The organism is Natronobacterium texcoconense, from assembly GCF_900104065.1.
GTDB lineage: Archaea > Halobacteriota > Halobacteria > Halobacteriales > Natrialbaceae > Natronobacterium > Natronobacterium texcoconense.
In genome coordinates this window covers 361,815-382,065 of record NZ_FNLC01000003.1, presented here as the reverse complement: position 1 = coordinate 382,065, position 20,251 = coordinate 361,815, and the positions used below count along the sequence as shown (strand labels likewise).

The following is a 20,251-nucleotide window of genomic DNA, read 5'->3' as shown; positions in this document are numbered from 1 at the left end:
AAAACAGCAACTGCGTCACCGCTCGAGGACGACGTACACCGCCCCGAGTACGATGCCGTAGATCGCGTGGCCCATCAGGCTCATGGTGTCGACGTTCGGGAAGGCTGGTGCCATCTCGAAGCCGACCGTCGAGAGCCAGACCGGCATGACGAGGACCGCGAGGAGCGCCCACACGACCAGCCCGTAGACGAGTCCTGCGGCGAGCGTTCCGCGGGGAGTCAGGTCTCGGTTCGTGGTCGAAACGAGCGCGGCGAAGACGACGCCGAGTACTGCGCCGTGGGCGACGTGGATCGTCCAGCCGACGAGGCCACCCTCGAGGCCGTACATCGCCGGAATGCCCATCTCGAGGACGGCCGGCGTCTGGATGGACATCAGGATGCCGAACGCGATCGCTGCGACGATACCGCCGACGGTGCCGGCCTGCCAGGGCTCGAGTACAGTTCCGCGCCCGACGCCGAGTCGTGTTGCTGTTCTGGATGCCATATATACCCACACGTCATAGGGCAGCATACGCGTGTCCCGGTTGGGAGACCCCGACGCACACTCGTCGGTTCCGAACCGTGCCGGAGTAGGTGAGACGCCGTCGAACTCGACTCGGTGCCCTCACCTGTTCTCTCACCCTCGAGGCGTCCGTGGTGTACTGTGCCGACCCAGCTCGGCGAGGGAATCACTCGTGTGGCGCGTACTGTCCGGCTGCCCGAGCAGGTGCGAGGGCAGCCTCGACGATGTCGCGCGAGGTTTTCGCGAGCTGGGCGAGCGAAGGCTCGGAAGACGCTTCGTGTCTTCCGGTGGATGAGTGAGAGCACGCGACACGTAGCGTCGCGGAAAGCGAACGAATCCGCTGGGGAGGATGTGGCGACTCCTCGTTGCTAGCGCGAGCAAAACGACTCGAGCCCGCACGTTCGACGTCTCCCGCAGAAACGGTAGCCGGTTAGTCGTCGATCCCGCCGACCTCCTCGACCTCTCCGTCCGGCCAGACGCAAAACGCCTGGTTCGAGCCGCGCATGTAGCTGCCGCCGGACGCCTCGATGTGGTCTTTCTCTATCTCTAACTCGAGGTCGTGCCCCTCGAGCGAAACGTCCAGCCAGTACGCCGCCTCGACCGTGAAGTGGTAGTAGACGTACCGTCCGATCTCGAGGTCGACCGATTCGGACCGAATTGTCTCGGACGATCCGCCCAGGAGCGAGTCGGAGTCGACGACGACGTCGATCTCGACTGGGACCGGATTATCGCTCGCGACGAAGAGGTAGACGTGGTGTATCCCCGGACCGTCGCCGATTTCCGTTGCGCTCGCGGCGGTCGCCTCGTCGTGGTCGATGTCGAACCAGCCGTGATAGCCGGACGCGCTTCGCTCTTCGTCCACGTCGTCGGTATCGAGTTCCGACGTCGCCGTCTCCGACGTGAGAATCGTCCCGAGACAGCCAGCGAGGGCACCCATCGTACCAGCAGTACAGGTTCCGAGCAGAGACCGGCGATCCATACGCACACCTGAAGTGTTGGAAGATAAATGTTTTCTGTGCGTCTCGAGTTCGAGTCTCCGAATTCGTGGATAGCGGAAATCGGCCACAATCCACGCGCTTTCCCCCTCGATTGCCTCTCGGTCGACAATGAGTCTCAGTCTCTCGGCCGAACAACCGGCCGCACCCGCCATCGCCGACGACGGCGTCTGGCTCGAGTGCATCGCCTGCGGGGAGACGTTCGCTACACCTGAAACGAGTGTAACGGCCTGCTCGAGGTCGAATGCACCGATCCACCCACCTTCGACGACTTCGGGGGTACCAGGTGAACGAGGCGGTCTTGGTCGACGCACCCGACGCCTCGGTGACACATCGTCTCACCGCACACCAGGGTGAGGAAATCTCAGACGACGCCATCGAGAGCGACCACTCGATCGTCTTCGACCAGGCAGAGAACCGACTGCACGCACAGAAGGCGTTGTTGAGCTGGCTGCTCGAGTAGCACTATTACCTTCTCGAAGGCGAGAACATCGTACGTCGCTCCGAAACTGGCGTCGAATCGTGTAGTCGGTTTTATGAGCCTATAGTGTTGTGTCTACAACACGTTTCGATGAAAGCCCTCCCGAAGATAGCGTCCGACGATGCGTGGCGGTACGCGATCCTCGTCGGTCTCGCCTCGACGCCGTTCACAGCGACTCTCTACTGGCAGTCGTCGAACGGGTACTCGTACGGGTTCGAACCCGTGTTTGTCGCCGGACTGCTCGTCGGGGTTCTCGCCAGCGGGCGCGAACTCGACGAACGACGGGTCGGTTCGCGGACCGGACTCGTCGGTATACTTCCGGCATTCTGGCCGTTCGTCGATTCGCTCGCGTTCATCAGCGGCCTGGCACAGCCACTCTGGTTTAGCGGCGTGCAAGTCGCATTCCTCGTCTTCTTCTACGCACTCGTCGCTGGCCTCTCTGCACTGGTCGGGATGGTAGGCGCGATGATCAGCAACTGGGTGCTCACGACGATTCGAAGAGATACTGCGGCGCTGGCCAAAGCCGGCACGCTCTTCGTCTTCATCGTGGCCGTGCTCACGTCGTTCCGGATGCTGGCCGGCGATCCACCGGGGCGAGAAACGACCCTGGAACAGACGTTGATGATGGCAACCTGGTGGGGCGGCGTCTGTGCGGTGCTATACTACGTATTCCGCAGGTAGAGGTCCGGTGGCCAAAGTGTGTGAAGGACTATATGTTCTGGTGTGCTCCGGTGGCGTATGGCCCCCACGACTCGAGCACAGGACACAGTCGAATAGAGAGTGTTCTCCTCCTCTGTCTCGGACTCGTTCTCGTCGGATACGGCGTCGGTCGGTTGACGGACACTATCGCGTACAGTATTCCCGGTGTCGTCTATCTCGTCGGCGGAGCAGGACTGCTGATCTGGGGGCTGTCACTACAGTATCGCTCGTGAAAGCAGTCGGGCGATGGCGTCTGCGCTGAGGCTGTAGCGCCCAAACTTGATAGTATAGTAACCAATAATGAACGTACGGCAGTTATGTCCCTCCGTTCTACCGAGGTCGCAGTCGTCGGCGGCGGCATCGCAGGAATGAGCACCGCGGCACGGTTACAGGCCGCTGGACTCGAGACCGTCGTCCTCGAGCAACACGACCACGTCGGTGGCTGTGCAGGCTATTACCGGACCGACGGGTTCTCGTTCGACGTGGGTGCGACGACGCTCGTCGATTTCCGTCCCGGAGGCGTCGGCGGACAGTTATTGGCGGATATCGGTCTCGAGCCGCCAGATATCACGATACAGGATGCGTACGAAGTCTGGTTACCCGACCGACGCGTGACGCTGTATCACGATCGAGAGAAGTGGCGAGAGGAACGAGCAGAGAAACTGGGGAACAGCGACCGACACCGCGCGTTCTACGCCTTCATAGACGACCTCGCCGAGACGTACTGGCGGATCACTCGAGATGGCGTGAAGTTGCCCGTCCAGACGCCCGGTGACCTCGTGAGAAACCTGCGGGCGATGCAGATCGGGGATCTTCTGTCGCTTCGCTATCTCCGGTGGACGATGGCCGACGCGATGAGCGCCTACGGCGTCGACGACGAGACGGCGCTCGGGCACGTGATCGCTATGCTCGTCGAGGATACGGTCCACACGACCCTCGAGGAGGCACCGTTGATCAACGCGGTTCTCGGCAGTACGATCCGGCGTGCTGGCATCGGTCGGGCAACGGGCGGAATGTACGGCTTCTGGCAGGCGTTCGAAGACCACTACGAGGACCTCGGCGGCACGGTGATGAACGGCACGACTGTTACCGAAATTACGGGCACCGAGGGCAGGTTCCACGTTCGAACGGATCGAAACGACTACCGTGCTGAACAGGTCGTCAGTAGCCTCCCGATCAATCTCACGAAGCAGATCGCTCCATCGATCGTCGGAACCAGATTGGACCGGCACATCTCGATGATGGAGGCCCACGAGGGCGGGTCCGTGGTCGTGTTCCTCGGCGTCCCGGAGCACGAGGTGGACGATCACGAGATCACGCATCACCAGGTCCTTCCAGCGTACGACGAACCCCTGGGCGACGGCAACAACATGTTCATCACCGTCTCAGCACCCGGTGATACCGTCTCCGCACCGGAAGGATACCGTGCGGTGATGCTCTCGACACACTGCGACGTCGAGCCCTGGCAGGATCTCACGCCGGAATCGTACGAGCAACGCAAGAACGAGATGCGAGATCGGCTTATCGAGATCGCTCGCACCGTCTATCCCGACCTCGCCTCGGATCCGGCCGTCTGTGAGGTCGGAACCCCAGTCACGTACGAGTCGTTCACGAACCGCCCTCGCGGAGCCGTCGGTGGCTATCGACAGACGATGCGGAATACCAACCAGAACGCCGTCCCACAGGACATCGGGATCGACGGATTCTATCTCGCCGGCGATACGACGTGGCCCGGCCTCGGCACCGTCGCGTGCATCATCGGGAGCGAGATCGCCGCCGAACACGTGATGGCGTGAGCGGGAACCGTCTTCTGTGACAGCCCCCACAGACCTACACTCGAGTCCCGCAGAAACAGTAGCCAGTCAGTCGTCGATCCCGCCGACCTCCTCGACCTCTCCGTCCGGCCAGACGCAAAACGCCTGGTTCGAGCCGCGCATGTAGCTGCCGCCGGACGCCTCGATGTGGTCTTTCTCTATCTCTAACTCGAGGTCGTGCCCCTCGAGCGAAACGTCCAGCCAGTACGCCGCCTCGACCGTGAAGTGGTAGTAGACGTACCGTCCGATCTCGAGGTCGACCGATTCGGACCGAATTGTCTCGGACGATCCGCCCAGGAGCGAGTCGGAGTCGACGACGACGTCGATCTCGACTGGGACCGGATTATCGCTCGCGACGAAGAGGTAGACGTGGTGTGTCCCCGGACCGTCGCCGATTTCCGCTGCGCTTACGGCGGTCGCCTCGTCGTGGTCGATGTCGAACCAGCCGTGATAGCCGGACGCGCTTCGCTCTTCGTCCACGTCGTCGGTATCGAGTTCCGACGTCGCCGTCTCCGACGTGAGAATCGTCCCGAGACAGCCAGCGAGGGCACCCATCGTACCAGCAGTACAGGTTCCGAGCAGAGACCGGCGATCCATACGCACACCTGAAGTATTGGAAGATAAATGTTTTCTGTGCGTCTCGAGTTCGAGTCTCCGAATTCGTGGATAGCGGAAATCGGCCACAACCCACGCGCTTTTCCCCCTCGCTTTCCTCTCGGTCGACAATGAGTCTCAGTCTCTCGGCCGAACAACCGGCCGCGCCCGCCATCGCCGACGACGGCGTCTGGCTCGAGTGCATCGCCTGCGGCGAGACGTTCGCTCCCTTCGAGGACGTTCGCTACACCTGCGACGAGTGTGACGGATTGCTCGAGGTCCGCTACGCCGACCTCCCGACCTTCGACGACTTCGAGGGCCAGGGCGTCTGGCGCTACGCCGAGGCCTTGCCGCTCGAGGAAGGCGTCACCACCCAGGAGGGGGCGACGCCGCTGTACGAGGTGCCACGGCTCGAGGACGATATCGGTGTCGAGGCCCTGCGAATCAAACACGAGGGGATGAACCCGACGGGGTCGTTCAAGGATCGCGGGATGACCATCGGCGTCGCGGTCGCGAAGGAACTCGGCGTCGGTCGACTCGCTTGCGCTTCGACTGGAAACACGAGCGCCGCACTCGCGGCCTACGGTTCCCGCGGTGGGATGGAGACGCTCGTCCTGCTGCCCGCAGGGAAGGTCGCCGCGGGCAAGGTCGCCCAGGCGAGTCTCCACGGGGCGCGCATTCTCGAGGTCGACGGCAACTTCGACGCTTGCCTGGACATCGTCCAGGAACTCGCCGCGAAGGGTGAAGCCTACCTCCTCAACTCTCTCAATCCCTTCCGCCTCGAGGGCCAGAAGACGATCGGCCTCGAGATCCTCGAGGGATTCCTCGCCGACTACGGCACGGTCCCGGATCGGATCGTCCTCCCGGTCGGCAACGCGGGCAACACTGCGGCGCTGTACAAGGCGTTCCGCGAACTCGTGCAGGCGGGCGAACTCGCGGAAGACGAGGTCCCGAAACTGACCGGCGTCCAGGCCGAGGGTGCCGCACCGATGGTCGAGGCGATCGAGAACGGCGCGGACGAAGTCCGGCGCTGGGACGACGTCGAGACTCGTGCGACGGCGATCCGGATCGGCAACCCAGTCAACGCGCCGAAGGCGCTGCCGGGCATCCGCGAAACCGGCGGCACCGCAATCGCGGTGAGCGACGAGGAGATTACGGAGGCCCAGCGCGACCTCGCGAGCGAGGGCGTCGGCGTCGAGCCGGCCTCCGCCGCTTCGGTCGCGGGCCTGCGGAAACTGCGGGCGGAAGGTATCGTCGACGACGACGAGCACGTCGCCTGCCTGACGACCGGTCACCTGCTCAAAGATCCCGACGCGGCGGCGGCCGCTGGCGCGGATCCGGAGCCGGTGCCGGCGGAGACGGAAGGGGTTCTCGCGAGCCTTGCGAGTGAGAGTTCGTCGGCTCGATAGATCCGACGGCGTTCTCGAGCACCTGCAGAACTAACACCCGCCCGAACGGTGCGTGACGAGCGCACGACCGGCGTCGGACGCGTCTGACGGCCGACTGACTGAATCTTTTCCCGGAACGTACTGTATCGGAGAAGTGGCCCATGTCCGCCGAGCAGCGACCCCCATCCCCCAGCGAGAACCGCCCCCGCGAGTCGAGCGCCGGGCCGGAACCGAGTACCGACGTCGAACTCGAGTTCCAGCCAGCCGACGAGACTCCCACACGAACCGACGCCGAGCTCCACTCCCGGATCGAACGAACGAAACTGCAGGCCCGCGTGACGGCCCTCGAGCGCGCACTCGAGACGCGCGAGCACCAGCGAGCGGAGATCGTTACCCAGTACGAGCGGATCCTCGAGGAACGAACCGACGAGACCGAGGACGAGACCGCTGGTTTGCTGGCCCGGTTGCTCGAGCGCTGGCGCTGAGGCGTCGGCGACTATCCCGAACTCGATTTTCACACGTCCTTCTGACGATTACGGTCTGATTTCTGTCAGTAGGGTCGGCGATCTATTCGGTGAACGGACTCTCGCCGACGTTGCCATTACATGGGTATGTGAAAAAATCATTAAGTTTGTGTTCGGGGATAGCGTTCGGTATGGGCGAGCGCAACAGGCTGGTCGATCGGCGTACTGTACTACGAGGAATGGGTGCTGGAGCGGTCGGACTCGCGGGCGTCGGTGCCGTCGGAACGGCGGCCGCACAGGACGAGGTCACCGTAACCGCGGTCTGGACCGGTGGAGAAGAGGAGGACTTCCTCGCCGTCGTCGACCACGTCGAGGACGAGACGGGTATCGATATTTCGTACGAACCACGGGATACCGAGGCCATTCTGACTGGAACCCTGATGGACTACGAGGCGGGCGTCGCGACCGCAGACATCGTCGTCATGCCGTCGCCAGCGCGAGTCCAGGCGGACGGCGAGCGGGGCCATCTGACCTCGCTCGACGACATCTGGGACGACGAGGAGTTCACCCCCGATCCGGACTTCGTGACCGCCGACGGGGAGGCCTACGCGGCCCCGTTCGCGATGGACCTGAAGCCCGGCTTCTGGTATCGGGAGTCGTTCTTCGAGGACAACGACCTCGAGGAGCCCGAGGACTACGCGGAGTTCGAGGAACTGCTCTCGGAGATCGACGGGATCGAGGGCGTCGAGGCACCGCTCGCCTCGGGTAACGGCGACGGCTGGCCGCTGAGCGACGTGACGGAGGCCTTTATCCTCCGGCAGGACGACGGTGCCGAACTCCAGCGAAACCTCGTCGAGGGCGACGCCGAGTTTACGGACGACCGCGTCGTCACCGCGTTCGAAGAGGTCCAGGACCTCCTCGAGGCGGGCTACTTCAGCGAAGTCCGGGACTTCGGCGTCCAGTACGAGTTCTTCTGGGAGAACGAGACACCGCTTTACTTCATGGGGTCGTGGACCCCGGCGTTCGAGGCGATCGAGGATCCGGACGACCTCGACTACTTCATGCTCCCCGGAACGGAGGCGATGGTCGCTGCCGAAAACTGGCTTACCGTGCCGGAGTACTCCGAGAACGTCGAGGAGGCACGGACGGCCGTCGCGGAGTTCGTCTCCGCGGACGGCCAGCAGGTCTGGGCAGAGCGGGGCGGTTTCATCGCCTCGAACGCCGACGTCCCCGAGGAGGCCTACGAGGTGGAGATCATGGGTGACCTCGCCGAACACGCCGAAGAAGTGGACCTCGTCCCCGACCTCGACGACACGCTCGGCGATCCGTTCCAGTCGGAGTTCTGGGCGACGTTGACCGGCCTCTGGGCACAGCCGGATCAGGACGTCGAGAGCCTCGTCCAGGGACTCGACGACGTCCTGCAGGAAACCGTCGAAGGCGAGCCAGGGCTGTAACGTGAGCGGGAGTCGCGGCAGCGACAGTGACCGCAGCGGGGTCGTCGACTCGCTGGTCCTCGTCGGCGAGGAGTTCCGGCGGCGCAACGCCAGCGCCACCGCGGTCGACGTGCTGTACGTGTTCACGACGGCGTTTCTCGCGACGTTAGCGATTCGTGGGTTCTGGCCGGCGATGATCGCGGCGCTCCCGCTCGCGACGATGCTCTACTTCGCCTGGAACTCCTCGAAGCCGTTCTTCGTCGCGAACCTCCTCGTGATCGGGCTGACGGTCGTCGCGACGAGGGCGGACCTGATGCCGCTGTGATCATCGCCGAAAGAGAACGGTCGTCACCGTCGAAGTCAGTCCGTGACGGCGGCGACCATCCCCTGCTTGTAGTACCGCTCGAGCATCAGGAACAACACGATGGGGACGATCATCGTCAGCACCGATCCGGCGGCGACGAGCCCCCATTCGACCTGAATGCGCCCCCTCATTAGCGGCAGCACCTGCGGCGCGAGATAGAGTTCCGGCGAACGCATGAACACGAGCGGGAAGAAGAAGGCGTTCCAGACCCAGGTGAACTGGATGACGGCGACCGAGACCAGTGCAGGGGCCGACAGCGGCAGAATGATCGTCCGGAAGATCTGGAACCGAGACGCGCCGTCGATCCGTGCGGCTTCCTCGAGTTCCTCCGGAATGCCAAGCAGGTAGTTCCGCAGGAAAAGCACGACCCATCCCAGCCCCCAGCCGATGTGGACCAGTATCAGCCCCATGTAGGTGTCGAACAGGCCCACCTCCCGCAGCGTGTTGTAGTTGCCCATCGCGACCAGTTCCGGCGGCGCGGCCATCACCAGCAGGATCAGGAAGAACAGCGTCGTCTTCAGCGGGAACTCGAAGCGGGCGAAGGGGTAGGCCGCCATCGCTCCCAGAAGCATCACCACGAGCACGGAGGGGACGGTAACGATGAAGGTGTTGAGCAACGCTCGTCCCATCGGTGCCGTCTGGTAGTCCCAGGCCTGGCGGTAGTTCTCGAGGGTGAGCGTCATCCCCTCTACGTGCCACCAGCCCTGGATGATCTCGCTGAGCGGTCGCAGCGAGGCCATAAAGAGTCCGAGAAACGGGACGATCCAGAGGACCGCGACTGCGATGGCGACGGCGTACTTGAGCAGTCGCGGCAGCGACGGCGTGGCGTTTGCGATCCGCGTCGGCCAGTCGAGTTCCCTCGCGGGTGCGGTGTCTGGGACCTCCTCGACGGAGAGATAGCCTCGTCCGTCGGCCGCCTGTTCGGAATCGGTGCCCGGTTGCGTCGGTTCGAAGTCGTCTTCACTCATGTCGGATCAGCCCATGCGGGCGATGTAGGCGGCGAGTGGGGCGACGATCACGAGCTGGACGAGCGCCACCACCATCGCCTTCCCGTAGTCGATCGGCGGTTCGAACGCGGCCCGGTACACCTCGATGCCGAGCACGGAGTAGACGTGGTTCGGGCCGCCGGCGGAGCCGCCAGCGGCGTAGACGATGTCGAACACCCGGAGCACCCAGATGATGCCCATGATGACGACGACCGCAGTCACGGGTTTGACCAGCGGCCAGATGATGTCCCTGAACCGGCGGTACGGACCCGCACCATCGACTTTCGCCGACTCGATCAACGACGGATCGATCGCGGCGAGCGCCGAGCTATAGAGCAACATGTTGAACCCCGTCTGGACCCAGATCCCGCCGGCGATCAGCGCGTAGATCGCCACCTGTGGCGACTGCGTCCAGTTGCGGACGAGGTCCTCTTGTCCGACCACGCGCAGCAGTTCGTTGAAAACCCCGGCCTGGGGATCGTAGATGAAAAGCAAAACGAGCCCGATGACGATCGTCGGAACGGTAAACCCGAGAAAGACCATCGAACGGAGGATACGCCGTCCCCGCAGGTCGGCAAACAGCAGGGCCACCGCGAGTCCCAGAACGGTGCTAATCGGGACGTGCAACACTACCCAGAGGAGGTTCTGGGGGAGCGCACCCATCGGGAACTGCCAGCTCCGCAGGTTGTCCCAGTTGATGACGAGCGGATCCCTGAACGTCCGAATCCAGTTGTCCAGTCCGATGAACGTCTCCATCGAGAACGCATCCCACGAGAAGAAGCTCCCGATCGCCGAGTAGACGATCGGCCCCACCGAGAAGATCCCGAAGATCGTCATCCCTGGCACCAGAAAGACGACGAGCGCGATCACTTTCTCGCGGTCGACGTCCAGGTACAGGGAGGAGCCATCCGTCACCTCGAGACCGTCGACGTAATCCCGTAAGCTCATGGCTACGTGGTCTGTGGACTGGGCGTTCGAGTGACCAGTTCACCGTCCTCGTCGTAGAGGTAGGCGTCCGAGTCGTCGAACGTCAGGTACACCCGGTCGCCCCGACCGACAGCCGCGTCACCCACTTTTACGTTCACGAGCTGGTCGTTGACGGCGACGTTGACGAGCGTGTACTCGCCCAGGGGCTCGACGGTGTCGACCCTCCCCTCGATGGCGTTGCCGCTCTCCGGGGGCTCCGTCGAGATAAACAGATCCTCCGGGCGGACGCCCAGCGAGACGTCGCCGTCACCGTCCGTTCCACGAGCGCCCGCCACGCCCTCGAGACTGACGGTTCCGGCCTCGCCGACAGTAATCGAGCCGTCCTGCCGCTGTCCCTCGAACAGGTTCATCGGCGGCGAGCCGATGAATCGAGCCACCCACTCCGTTCGCGGTCGGGAGTAGAGTTCCTCCGGTGGCGCGACCTGCTGGATCGTCCCCTGGTTCATCACGACGACGGTGTCGGCCATGCTCATCGCCTCCTCCTGATTGTGGGTGACGTAGATGGTCGTAATGGCGAGTTCGTCCTGGAGCCGTTTCAGCTCGCTACGCATCTCCTGGCGGAGTTTCGCGTCCAGGTTCGACAGCGGTTCGTCCAGCAGGAACACCGACGGCTCCCGAACGATCGCCCGCGCGAGCGCGACCCGCTGGCGCTGCCCGCCGCTCAGCGCGGCCGGGCGCTTGGCGATCTGTCCCTCGATGTGAAGCAACTCCGTTACCTCCTCGATACGTCGATCCCGTTCGTCGGGCGGAATACCCCGCACCTTCAGCGGATAGGCGATGTTCTCCCGGACGGTCATGTGTGGGTACAGCGCGTAGTTCTGGAACACCATCGCCACGTTCCGGTCGCTCGGCGACCACCTGTTGACCCGCTGGTCGTCGAAGTAGATATCTCCGTCCGAGGGCTCCTCGAGGCCGGCGATGAGCCGGAGCGCCGTGGTCTTCCCACAGCCAGAGGGCCCCAGGATGACGACGAACTCGCCGTCCTCGGCCTCGAGATTTACCCGGTAGTTCGCGACGGTCTCGCCCCCGTCGAAGTATTTGCTAACTTCCTCCATGGAAACAGCTGTCATGCCCTGGTTACGTACGGTAGTTCCATCCATTAATCCCGGCTACACAGCCAGATTCGTTGATAGAAGACGGGAGGGGAAAACGGCGGCGAGCGAATTCCTTCAGCCAAAATATCGGTCGAAAATGTCGGTTAGGACGTGGGGGTTTGGAGAGATTGAATGGCTATTGTCGGGGTCGCCATATAGAAATACTCTTTCTGGACTGCTCAGTTCATCCTCAAAGAACTCGCAAAACTGCGGTTTGAGTACAACAATCTATGTCACAAGAGCATCGTTGATTGTTCTACTGTTTCAGGCCGTTACATACATCAATACATGGAAAACATGTATGATTTATAAAGCCATTAGATTTTTAATTTGTTATCCCATAATTTCAGATGCCCATGAAACGAAGGACATTCCTCAGTGGGCTAGGTGCATCGACCTTCACAATTACTGGCGTTTCTACGGCTACGGCCGGTCGAGATGATGAAGTAGTCGACGTAGCAGACGTAGATAACGACAAAGAGCTTCCTATTTCGGCTAAAGGATCAATGGTTCACACCTTCGATCCAGTTCACGATGATGCGAATGAACTCGTCGGGTACATACATCAAAAGCACTTTTTCAGCGATGACGTTCAGGAGCGGTATGGTCGGGAAGTAATTTCATTCGAGCCAGAGTATGCTCTAAAAGAGTGGATTCCTGCTGATGAATTAAACGGTCCTGATGAACTCCCAAGCCATTATCAGAGCCTCACAGATACAACTGAGAACACGCTTGTCTCCGTGCAGCGAAGGACCCGTCGGGTAATCGGACTACCCAATGAACACAAACAGGCCCACCAACATCTTAGTCAAAGGGTAGAGGCAAGAACTGACATAGCAAACGATATTCCGTTTTACCTCTACGAGTCCGAAGACGATGCGGACGGTGGCGGTATTTCAGCGAGACAGGCACCAGTCAACTTAGTTTGGGAGGACCGAGACGCTTCCAGCGTTAATTCTGCTATGGAGAACGGTTGGGGAGCTGATAATGATCCCTGGGACAACGAAACGATTGAAGATGAGATTGAAGATGTAATTCCCGGATACGAGTTCGGAACTCGATATGCGCAAGATCCCGAGACGGATAACATATATTCCCATGACTATGATATCCAGAAGGACGATGGTGATTCCTGTAGTTTCCCGTATCAGGATCACTGGAGCCAATACCACATCCGGGTTTTTGACTTCGAAGACTCAACCATCGGCGCTTTCGGGAACGTCCATTGGGACCCCTGTGACCATAACCAGAACCCACTCGGCGATACGGAGCCGTGGGAGTATGAGGAAGCCCGAGACCAAGTCGAGGAATTTTGGTCGAACTACTCAATTACGTCCGTCAGGGATATCTGGTTAGGTAATACGACTGGTATTAGTGCTCCCGGTGATACCCACGACGGTTGGGGGATTGTTATTGATGGGTAACACATCTCTTGACCCCATTTAGTATAAAAACCACAAGAAACATTTAACAGGTGAATTTATTGGTACTATGGCTGCCCTCCATACGTCATCGACTGAATTGGTCCGGACATACGTTACTGGAGAAGATGCCGAACTTGCCGTACTCGTCGTGGGACTAATCAGTGTCGGTGTAACAGTCAGTCTCGGATTGATTCCACTACTCGGACTCGGCGATAGCGGTCAGTCGCTTCTCGAGACCATTGCGTTTGGTGTACTGCCCGGTATCGGAGGACTGATCTGTGGGTGGTATAGTCTCGGGGCGATCGCAGCAATCGGTGTTGGAATCGCACCTGGGTTCGTGATGTACCTCTACCAGGTCGTTCTAGGAACCAACGGCGATCTATCGAGGATCGGATTCTCGCTCATGTTGACCTCCGTTTCGCTTCCGATCGCACTTGTAGGATTTGCCGCCGGAATCGGGGCTGCCCTTCTTTTCAGATAAGGCCAATCTGATTGGTTTCGAGTTGTGTCTTTTCCGGGATGCGTCTCACCACCACCCGCTCATTATTCTGTAGTATACGTGAATGGAGAGACGAGATTCGGCCTAGACGAACCTCAATCCAGTTGACTCGCCGTCGCAGTCTCCATCTCGGCGGACGCCTCCGCCGGAGCGTCAGCCGTCTCGAGGTCGCGAACGTACTCGAGGAAGTTGTCGAAGACGAGTTTTGCAGGACAGGCGGCGCGATAGTTCTCGGGGGTGATCTCGGCGAGGATCGACTCGAGGCGTTCCTCGGAGAGGTCCTTTCGCTCGACGAGTTCGCGGGCGGTCTTCCTGTCGTACTCGGGGTGGAACTGGACGCCGAAGACGTGCTCGTGGCGGAAGCCGTGGTTCGAGTAGTCGTTTTCGGCGATCGGCGTGGCGCCGGGTGGGAGTTCCGTGACTGCATCGAAGTGGCTGGTGAAGGCGGTAAACTCCTCGGGAACGCCGTCGAACAGGCTCGAGTCGGCAGTCTGTTCGATATCACTGTAGCCGACCTCGTAGACGCCCATCTCCTCGACGGTACCGCCGAGGACGTCGGCGAGTAGCTGGTGGCCCCAGCAGACCCCGAGGAAGGGGAGTCCGCAGTCGATTGCGTCGGAGACCCAGTCTTTCGTCGTCTCGATCCACTCTTCGTCCCAGTAGACCGACGATCGCGATCCCGTGACTACGACGCCGTCGAAGTCGAAGTGGTCGGGGACGGTGCCGTCAGTGACGTCGAATTCGGCGATCGAGGCATCGAGTTCGCGTCGAAAGTTCCGCGTCGTATTCGCGTCCCGATGAGCGGCGTTCAGGACGGCGATACGAAGTTTACTCATCGAAGAGTACTGGAGCCTCGACGACAATATACCTTCTGTACTGTGCGGGCATTACCGCAATTGGAGAACAGCCGTTCACTCTCGTTACCCTGACGGCGCTGGACGGTAATTCCCCCGTTTGTCGCGTCGAAACGACGCTTCGGTTTCGAGCCAGCCGTTCGAGAATCGACCTCGAGCCGCCGTCTCGTCGCCAGTATCGGGCGTCGCTGGCTCGTCTCCTCCGGTAACGCTTGCGTAGCCCTCGGCTACGAGCCGTCCCGAAAGCTCGAGTCGACCCTCGACTGGCCCCTCGAGGACGGTCCCGTCGTCGGTCAATCGAGCGCGACAGTCAGGCATCGGGCGGCCAACGCCGGCGTCCTCGCTCTCGTCACCGGCCCAGCAAAACGCCGTGGGACACTCGAGGCGACCGTACGCCCGGAGAATCGACGTGCTCGACTTGCGTGCGGCCTCGAACACGCCGTCGGGAATCTCGCCTTCACAGACCAGCCGATCGACCGATGCGAGCGCCTCTCCGAATCGTGAATCGGCTCCCAGGTCCCGAAGCGACCGAGCGCGCCCGACGAGTAACGTTGCATCCCGTTCACCGAGCGCGGTCAGCGTGTCCCCAGGATCGAACGCCCGATCCAGCAGCAGTTCGCCGCCGACGTACAGCAACGGAAGCGCGGTCCGGACGAGTCCGTCGGTCGAGAACAGCGGTGATACGAGCGGCGCGACGTCGTTCCGGGAGATGCCCCACGCGACGAGCGTCGAGATGCAGTTCCACTCGAGCGTGCGTTCGGAGAACGTCACGACTGGCTGGCCGCCATCGCCGTGGAGCGCGAGCAACGGATCGGACGCGTCGGTCTCGGTTCCGTCGAACTCGAGGTCGTCGGGCGCTGAATCGACGAACTCGTCGAGCATCACGGTCTCTTCCGTCGGGATCGAGCCGACGAGGTCCGACTGGGCGCGTTCGGCGACGACGAGATCCGGTTCGAGGACCTCGACCGGGCGCTCGATCGTCGCCGGCGTCAGCCAGTGCGAAATCGGCGCGAACGTTGCGCCAAGTCGACGACACGCGAAGAACGCCGACAGCGTGGCGACGCGATTCCGGCTCAGAAAGGAAACCGTATCGCCGGCTCCGATCCCGAGTTTCGCGAGTCGTGCTGCCGTCCTGTCGGCCGCCCTCGAGAGTTCAGCGTAGGTGACCGCCTTCTCGTCGATCGTCTCCGCCGGCGCGTACAGTTTCTCCTCCGAGACGTCGACGACAGCAGTTCGGGCCGGAAATCGGTCGGCTCGGCTGGCCAGCGAGAGAGTCACGTCTACTGTTTCGACGTCGACGGTCGTAGTAGGTAGGGGCTCGATAGCAAGCACTGTCGAGGATCGTCAACCAGTGAGCGTGACTTCGTTCGACGATGGCGCGCTGCGGTGCGATAAGCGACAGCGAATCGCAGCGCGAAAACCGCGAGGGACGAACGAACAGAGTGAGGGAGAGAGTCGGCTGGGGAGGGTGCGGTACTCGTCGTTGCCACGGATCGAGAGGTTCAAACTCGAGACATCACTGTTCGGAGAGTGACCGGTCCTCGGCCCACCGCACCAGCGGCTGCAGCAACTCGCAAAGTTCCGTGCCGTCGGTGGTGAGCCGATACTCGACCTGCGGCGGGATCGTATCGTGTTGCTCGCGCTCTAAGAGGTCGGCGTCGGTCAACTCGTTCAGTCGTGCCGACAGCGTCGAACTGCTGACGTCACCGAACGCGTCTTCGATCTCGCCGTACCTGACCGGTTCTAGCGCGCCGACGACGCAGATCACCTGGATCGCGTATTTCCTGCTCAGCAGGTCCAGTACTCCGCCGATCGGACAACAACAGCTGGCGTTTTCGGCCGGTTTCTGACGGCCGGTATCGGTCGACGTTGGATTCTCGGACATAGATTCGAGCAGTCGAAGTTACTCCAATACTTCGGACTCGACAGCTTAAGCACTTCGCTATGCAAAGCGAAAGCGCAGTATGACGGAATCAGATTCGACACCATCGATCGAGTGCACGTTGAGTGCCGACGAACGAACGGAACGCGCCGAGCACATCCGATCCGCTCTCGGCGACCGCTACGAGGGCGTCACCGAACGCGAGAACGGCTACACCCTGCGCTTCGACGGCAGCGACGAGACGCTGGCCGCTCTCGCGACGTTCGTCGCGAACGAACGACAGTGCTGCTCGTTCGCCGAGTACGCCATCGACGTCTCGCCGCCGTACGAGGAGACGTGGCTGACTATCACCGGTCCCGACGGAACGAAATCGGTGTTCGAGGGCTTGAGCGATCGCCTGGACGAAACGGAAGGGACTGACTGACGCAGCGAAAACAGAGACGGAGCGCACCTAGTCGTCCGTCCACTCCTCGAGAAACCCCACGAGCAAATCGTTGACCGTCCGCGACTGCTCGATCGTCGCGAGGTGGCCCGCCCCCTCGAGTTCGACGTACTCGCCACGCGGCAGCCCTCGGGCCAGTTCTCGACCGGCCGACGCAGGAACCAGTGCGTCGTCGGTTCCGTGCAAGACCCGCGCTGGCTGAGTTACCTCGACGAGCCAGTCGGTCGCGTCGAACCCCTCGAGCGCGCCGACCTGTGCCTCCCAGCCTGCGCGGTCGGCGTCGCCGTCCGCCCGCCAGTCGACGATTCCGTCGACGACCTCCGGTTGGTCCTCGCGGAACTCTGCCGAGAGAGCCGTCTCGAGCGACTCTCGAAGCCCCTCCCGGTCGTCCGGCGGAGCGAACAGTCCCTCGAGATCGAATTCCGACTCGCGGGCAGCGGTGCCGATCAGCGCAAGTGTCTCGACGCGACTCGAGGTCCGGGCGGCCTCGAGTGCGATCGCGCCGCCGAGTCCGAGCCCGACGACGTGGACGTTGCGTGCATTGCAGTCGGCCAGTACCGCCTCGAGGTCGTCTGCGAGCGTCTCGAGGTCGTACGGTCCTGGTGGCGCGTCCGAGCGCCCAGTTCCCCGGAGGTCCCAGACGACGACCTCGAAGGGACCGGCAAGCGCGGCGTGTTGCCAGCCCCACGACCAGCCGCCGAGGCCGGCTTCCGGGACGAAGACGACGGTTTCGCCCTCGCCCTCGCGTTCGTAGAACAGCGAGACGTCTCCGTTCGACGCAGTTGGCATACGCTCGCTACGCGAGCGAGTGGGAGAAAACCGACGGTTTCGGTCAGCCGTTCAGGCGTGCTCGAACCGTTCGCGTGCCCTCCTCGAGGTCGGTCCGGAGCACCCGTCCTGCCTCGCGGACGTCCGCGACGCCGACCCCCTGCCGGTACTTGTAGAGCAGACAGGCCGCGAGCATGACCAGCAGGCCGTACAACTGGAGCGTTCCCACGGTAACGAGCGGTTCGAGCAGCGTCGACAGCGGGCCGGGATACTCCTGGACGTTCGAGACCATCGACGAGGGACGGCTGGTGATGCTGGCGATCAGTCCGCCGAGGACGAACAGCGTCGGCACGACGTCCTCGTACCAGGCGTAGACGACGCCGACTCCAGCGGCGAAGAACGCGACGACGAGCGGCCAGTACGACCAGATCAGCGGAGCGTACCAGAGGTACGCGACGGCGAGAAGGCCAACCCCGAGGACGACCGCCTGTCCCCGTCGCTGGTCGTCGGGTTCCTCGTGCCAGACGTACAGCAGCGGGACCCACGAGAGGAACACGAGCGCCAGGTAGAACCGGAACGAGGACATGAAGATCACGGTCGCCGTCAGCGTCGCGTGGATCGCGACGAGGTGGTCGGTCTTCGTCTCGAGGCCCAGATAGCAGTACGCGAGGACGGCCCCGAGGACGAGCGCGGCAGCGATCGGGAGGACGGCGGCGGGTGCGTCGGGGTAGACGTTCCAGATGATGTGGGAGAGCGGGCGCTGGATCGTCACGTAGTAGGTGCCGTCCGGGGGATAGCCACCGACGAACGCGGCCGTGTCGCTGCGTGGCAGTAGAATCTCGAAGAAAAAGCGATAGAGCGTGTCGGGACCGAAGACGATCGCCGAGGCTGCCAGCCCGCCGAGTCCGGTCGCCGTCGCACCCGCGATGGCCGCCCACGACCGGATTCGCAGCAGGTAGAGGCCGACAAGCGCCGGAAACACCTTCATCAGCGCGACCGCACCGAAGAGCACGCCGGCCGTGACCTCCCGGCCCCGATCGAGCGCGAGGAAGCCGAAGACGATCCCGGCAGCCAGCAGGAGATTGATGTTGCCGAAGTTGAGCGTTCCCGTCGAGTGGATACCCAGGAAAAAGAGGAAGATCGCACCGACGTCGAGCCATCCCAGCGTTCGATCCCAGCCGTCCTCGACGAACCGGACGATCGCAACCGCCGACGCCGCCGACACCGCGATCGTGATGGCGGTCAGGAGGAGGAAGCCGTGGAACGACTCGAGTGCGGTAAACGGTACCCAGGTGAGGATCGTGACCGGCGGGTAGAGATAGGTGTAGTGGTCGCCGAAGCCGGGTGGCGTCGCGGCGTAGAAGTCTTCACCGGCGAGCAATGCTTCGGCCGAGTAGTGGTAGACGTAGTAGTTGACGCCGAGTCGATCGTCGGGACTCCACTCGAGCGGTCGGAAAGAGAGTCCGAGGAAATTGACGTAGGTGCTGTACGCGAGGGCAGCACTCCACAGGAGGACGAGCCACGCCCCGAGGTACGGACGTGAAACGAGCGGGCGACGCATACGTTCGCCAACCCGCCGACTCTATACGTTCTTTATGGTTTCTCGCGGACAGGTTCCGTCCGAAAGTAGCCGACAGCCACCTTCGAGAACGTGGTCCTCGAGGGCGTCGGTCGGGTCCTCGATGGAGGGTGACGGCTTCGGTTCCACAGATCGTGGCTTCCTCAGGTCTCGAACGACTCGAGCTTTCGAACGAGTTTCGCATAGAGGTCGGGCGAACAATACCACCCAGCATCGATCATAGCATCGAGCGTTTCGCGTGCTTCTGAGAGAGAAATAGCGCCCCGTTTCGCACACAGGAGAATGAGATACCCTGTCCCTCGCGTCTCGATTCCTTCGACAGTTGCGACTCGTCGTCCAGTAGCCTCGTCCAGTACGGCAGTTGCATCGAACGACTCAGCATACGCAATGACTGCGACGTCAGCGTCGCTTACGTTCGGATTTCGCTGGAGGCGATCGACAAGTGGCGTCTCGTCGACTGACACTACGTCGAAGGTTCCATCGTCGACACGTTGCTCGATACGGCGCGCATCGGGATATCCTTCTTCGAGACCAGTGGTTACGACTTCGTCGTATACGAGTTCGGGAATACGGCACGAGCCGTCCAGATGTGACGCTAACTCGAGTTGCTCGACTTTTGCGAGATAGATGAGCGGTGTTGCGTCGAAGACCCACATTTATAGATCGTCGAGATCCGATTCGAGATGCTCACTCGAGACCCATATAATGCCTCGGTCTTCAGCGAGGGAAGCGAACTCCCAGGTTGACACTCCTGCAATTTCGGCTGCCCGTGTGAACGTTACCTCGCCGTCTTCGAGACGATCGAGAGCCTGTTCGCGCCGCCACTCTTCGAGGCCTTCAGCAAGCAGTTTTCGAACGGCTGTACTTCGGTCGAGGCGTTCTGCTTCGAGATAGTCCTCGAGTTCGGCCTCGAGATCATCTGGTACTCGCGTCGAAATCGTCCCCATACTGTATACAATGTATGCACTGCATACAAGTGTTTCGTGCATCCTGCAGAGAACTG

Annotated in this window: 22 protein-coding genes and 2 pseudogenes; 11 read left to right on the top strand and 13 right to left on the bottom strand. The window is 62.0% G+C overall.

The window, feature by feature from the left end; translation table 11 throughout:
- Positions 1–15: 15 nt before the first annotated feature.
- Positions 16–483, bottom strand: coding sequence for a DUF6789 family protein (locus tag BLR35_RS15485; RefSeq protein WP_090383851.1), 468 nt, complete (start codon positions 481–483; stop codon positions 16–18).
- 448 nt (positions 484–931) lie between these two features.
- Positions 932–1,480: a hypothetical protein gene (locus tag BLR35_RS20390; RefSeq protein WP_170831054.1), complete on the bottom strand. Its 549-nt coding sequence runs from the start codon at positions 1,478–1,480 to the stop codon at positions 932–934.
- 127 nt (positions 1,481–1,607) lie between these two features.
- On the opposite strand from BLR35_RS20390, the pseudogene BLR35_RS21015 reads away from it, so the two are divergent.
- The 4 genes and pseudogenes from BLR35_RS21015 to BLR35_RS15455 all read left to right on the top strand — a co-directional run.
- Positions 1,608–1,774: pseudogene (locus tag BLR35_RS21015) on the top strand (threonine synthase); the annotation flags it as partial.
- Positions 1,775–1,797: 23 nt separating this feature from the next.
- A pseudogene (locus BLR35_RS15470) lies at positions 1,798–1,959 on the top strand (ornithine carbamoyltransferase); the annotation flags it as partial.
- A gap of 108 nt (positions 1,960–2,067) precedes the next feature.
- Positions 2,068–2,658: a DUF5518 domain-containing protein gene (locus BLR35_RS15465; protein WP_090383840.1), complete on the top strand. Its 591-nt coding sequence runs from the start codon at positions 2,068–2,070 to the stop codon at positions 2,656–2,658.
- Between the two features lie 335 nt (positions 2,659–2,993).
- The gene (locus BLR35_RS15455; RefSeq protein ID WP_090383837.1) at positions 2,994–4,472 is read left to right on the top strand and encodes a phytoene desaturase family protein; all 1,479 of its coding nucleotides are present in this window, start codon (positions 2,994–2,996) and stop codon (positions 4,470–4,472) included.
- A gap of 66 nt (positions 4,473–4,538) precedes the next feature.
- Here BLR35_RS15455 and BLR35_RS20380 read toward each other — a convergent pair whose 3' ends face one another.
- The gene (locus tag BLR35_RS20380) at positions 4,539–5,087 is read right to left on the bottom strand and encodes a hypothetical protein (RefSeq protein WP_170831053.1); all 549 of its coding nucleotides are present in this window, start codon (positions 5,085–5,087) and stop codon (positions 4,539–4,541) included.
- 128 nt (positions 5,088–5,215) lie between these two features.
- Here BLR35_RS20380 and thrC point away from each other — a divergent pair, with 128 nt between their 5' ends.
- The 4 genes from thrC to BLR35_RS15430 all read left to right on the top strand — a co-directional run bounded on the left by thrC (position 5,216) and on the right by BLR35_RS15430 (position 8,694).
- Complete coding sequence (gene thrC / locus BLR35_RS15445) at positions 5,216–6,493, top strand: threonine synthase (RefSeq protein ID WP_090383832.1); 1,278 nt, start codon at positions 5,216–5,218, stop codon at positions 6,491–6,493.
- Positions 6,494–6,633: 140 nt separating this feature from the next.
- A complete protein-coding gene (locus BLR35_RS15440) occupies positions 6,634–6,957 on the top strand; it encodes a hypothetical protein (RefSeq protein WP_090383830.1) in 324 nt (107 codons plus the stop codon).
- Between the two features lie 170 nt (positions 6,958–7,127).
- Positions 7,128–8,390, top strand: coding sequence for an ABC transporter substrate-binding protein (locus BLR35_RS15435; protein ID WP_170831052.1), 1,263 nt, complete (start codon positions 7,128–7,130; stop codon positions 8,388–8,390).
- A gap of 1 nt (position 8,391) precedes the next feature.
- On the top strand, positions 8,392–8,694 hold the full coding sequence (locus tag BLR35_RS15430; protein ID WP_090383825.1) for a hypothetical protein: 303 nt from the start codon (positions 8,392–8,394) through the stop codon (positions 8,692–8,694).
- A 35-nt stretch (positions 8,695–8,729) separates the two neighbouring features.
- Here BLR35_RS15430 and BLR35_RS15425 read toward each other — a convergent pair whose 3' ends face one another.
- The 3 genes from BLR35_RS15425 to BLR35_RS15415 are packed head-to-tail and all read right to left on the bottom strand — an operon-like array spanning position 8,730 to position 11,761.
- A complete protein-coding gene (locus tag BLR35_RS15425; RefSeq protein WP_090383822.1) occupies positions 8,730–9,701 on the bottom strand; it encodes a carbohydrate ABC transporter permease in 972 nt (323 codons plus the stop codon).
- Positions 9,702–9,707: 6 nt separating this feature from the next.
- Positions 9,708–10,667, bottom strand: coding sequence for a carbohydrate ABC transporter permease (locus BLR35_RS15420; protein ID WP_090383820.1), 960 nt, complete (start codon positions 10,665–10,667; stop codon positions 9,708–9,710).
- A gap of 2 nt (positions 10,668–10,669) precedes the next feature.
- A complete protein-coding gene (locus tag BLR35_RS15415) occupies positions 10,670–11,761 on the bottom strand; it encodes an ABC transporter ATP-binding protein (RefSeq protein ID WP_090383817.1) in 1,092 nt (363 codons plus the stop codon).
- Positions 11,762–12,156: 395 nt separating this feature from the next.
- On the opposite strand from BLR35_RS15415, the gene BLR35_RS15410 reads away from it, so the two are divergent.
- Entirely contained in the window at positions 12,157–13,224 is a 1,068-nt protein-coding gene (locus BLR35_RS15410) for a hypothetical protein (protein WP_139169310.1), read from the top strand.
- A 67-nt stretch (positions 13,225–13,291) separates the two neighbouring features.
- On the top strand, positions 13,292–13,705 hold the full coding sequence (locus BLR35_RS15405) for a hypothetical protein (protein WP_139169309.1): 414 nt from the start codon (positions 13,292–13,294) through the stop codon (positions 13,703–13,705).
- A 113-nt stretch (positions 13,706–13,818) separates the two neighbouring features.
- Here BLR35_RS15405 and BLR35_RS15400 read toward each other — a convergent pair whose 3' ends face one another.
- The 3 genes from BLR35_RS15400 to BLR35_RS15390 all read right to left on the bottom strand — a co-directional run bounded on the left by BLR35_RS15400 (position 13,819) and on the right by BLR35_RS15390 (position 16,462).
- Positions 13,819–14,559: a type 1 glutamine amidotransferase gene (locus tag BLR35_RS15400; protein ID WP_090383811.1), complete on the bottom strand. Its 741-nt coding sequence runs from the start codon at positions 14,557–14,559 to the stop codon at positions 13,819–13,821.
- 84 nt (positions 14,560–14,643) lie between these two features.
- On the bottom strand, positions 14,644–15,855 hold the full coding sequence (locus BLR35_RS15395; RefSeq protein ID WP_090383810.1) for an AMP-binding protein: 1,212 nt from the start codon (positions 15,853–15,855) through the stop codon (positions 14,644–14,646).
- 238 nt (positions 15,856–16,093) lie between these two features.
- Positions 16,094–16,462, bottom strand: coding sequence for a winged helix-turn-helix transcriptional regulator (locus BLR35_RS15390; protein ID WP_170831051.1), 369 nt, complete (start codon positions 16,460–16,462; stop codon positions 16,094–16,096).
- Positions 16,463–16,541: 79 nt separating this feature from the next.
- On the opposite strand from BLR35_RS15390, the gene BLR35_RS15385 reads away from it, so the two are divergent.
- The gene (locus tag BLR35_RS15385; protein WP_090383806.1) at positions 16,542–16,883 is read left to right on the top strand and encodes a Zn-dependent oxidoreductase; all 342 of its coding nucleotides are present in this window, start codon (positions 16,542–16,544) and stop codon (positions 16,881–16,883) included.
- A gap of 27 nt (positions 16,884–16,910) precedes the next feature.
- Here the strand turns inward: BLR35_RS15385 and BLR35_RS15380 are convergent, their stop codons facing one another.
- From BLR35_RS15380 to BLR35_RS15365, 4 genes are all read right to left on the bottom strand, one after another.
- Entirely contained in the window at positions 16,911–17,690 is a 780-nt protein-coding gene (locus BLR35_RS15380) for an alpha/beta fold hydrolase (RefSeq protein ID WP_090383803.1), read from the bottom strand.
- 43 nt (positions 17,691–17,733) lie between these two features.
- The gene (locus BLR35_RS15375) at positions 17,734–19,230 is read right to left on the bottom strand and encodes a glycosyltransferase family 87 protein (RefSeq protein WP_090383800.1); all 1,497 of its coding nucleotides are present in this window, start codon (positions 19,228–19,230) and stop codon (positions 17,734–17,736) included.
- 161 nt (positions 19,231–19,391) lie between these two features.
- The gene (locus tag BLR35_RS15370) at positions 19,392–19,904 is read right to left on the bottom strand and encodes a PIN domain-containing protein (protein WP_090383798.1); all 513 of its coding nucleotides are present in this window, start codon (positions 19,902–19,904) and stop codon (positions 19,392–19,394) included.
- Positions 19,905–20,195 carry a UPF0175 family protein gene (locus BLR35_RS15365; protein ID WP_090383796.1) on the bottom strand — a complete coding sequence of 97 codons (291 nt, stop codon included), beginning with the start codon at positions 20,193–20,195 and terminating at the stop codon, positions 19,905–19,907. It abuts the gene before it with no gap.
- Positions 20,196–20,251: the final 56 nt, after the last annotated feature.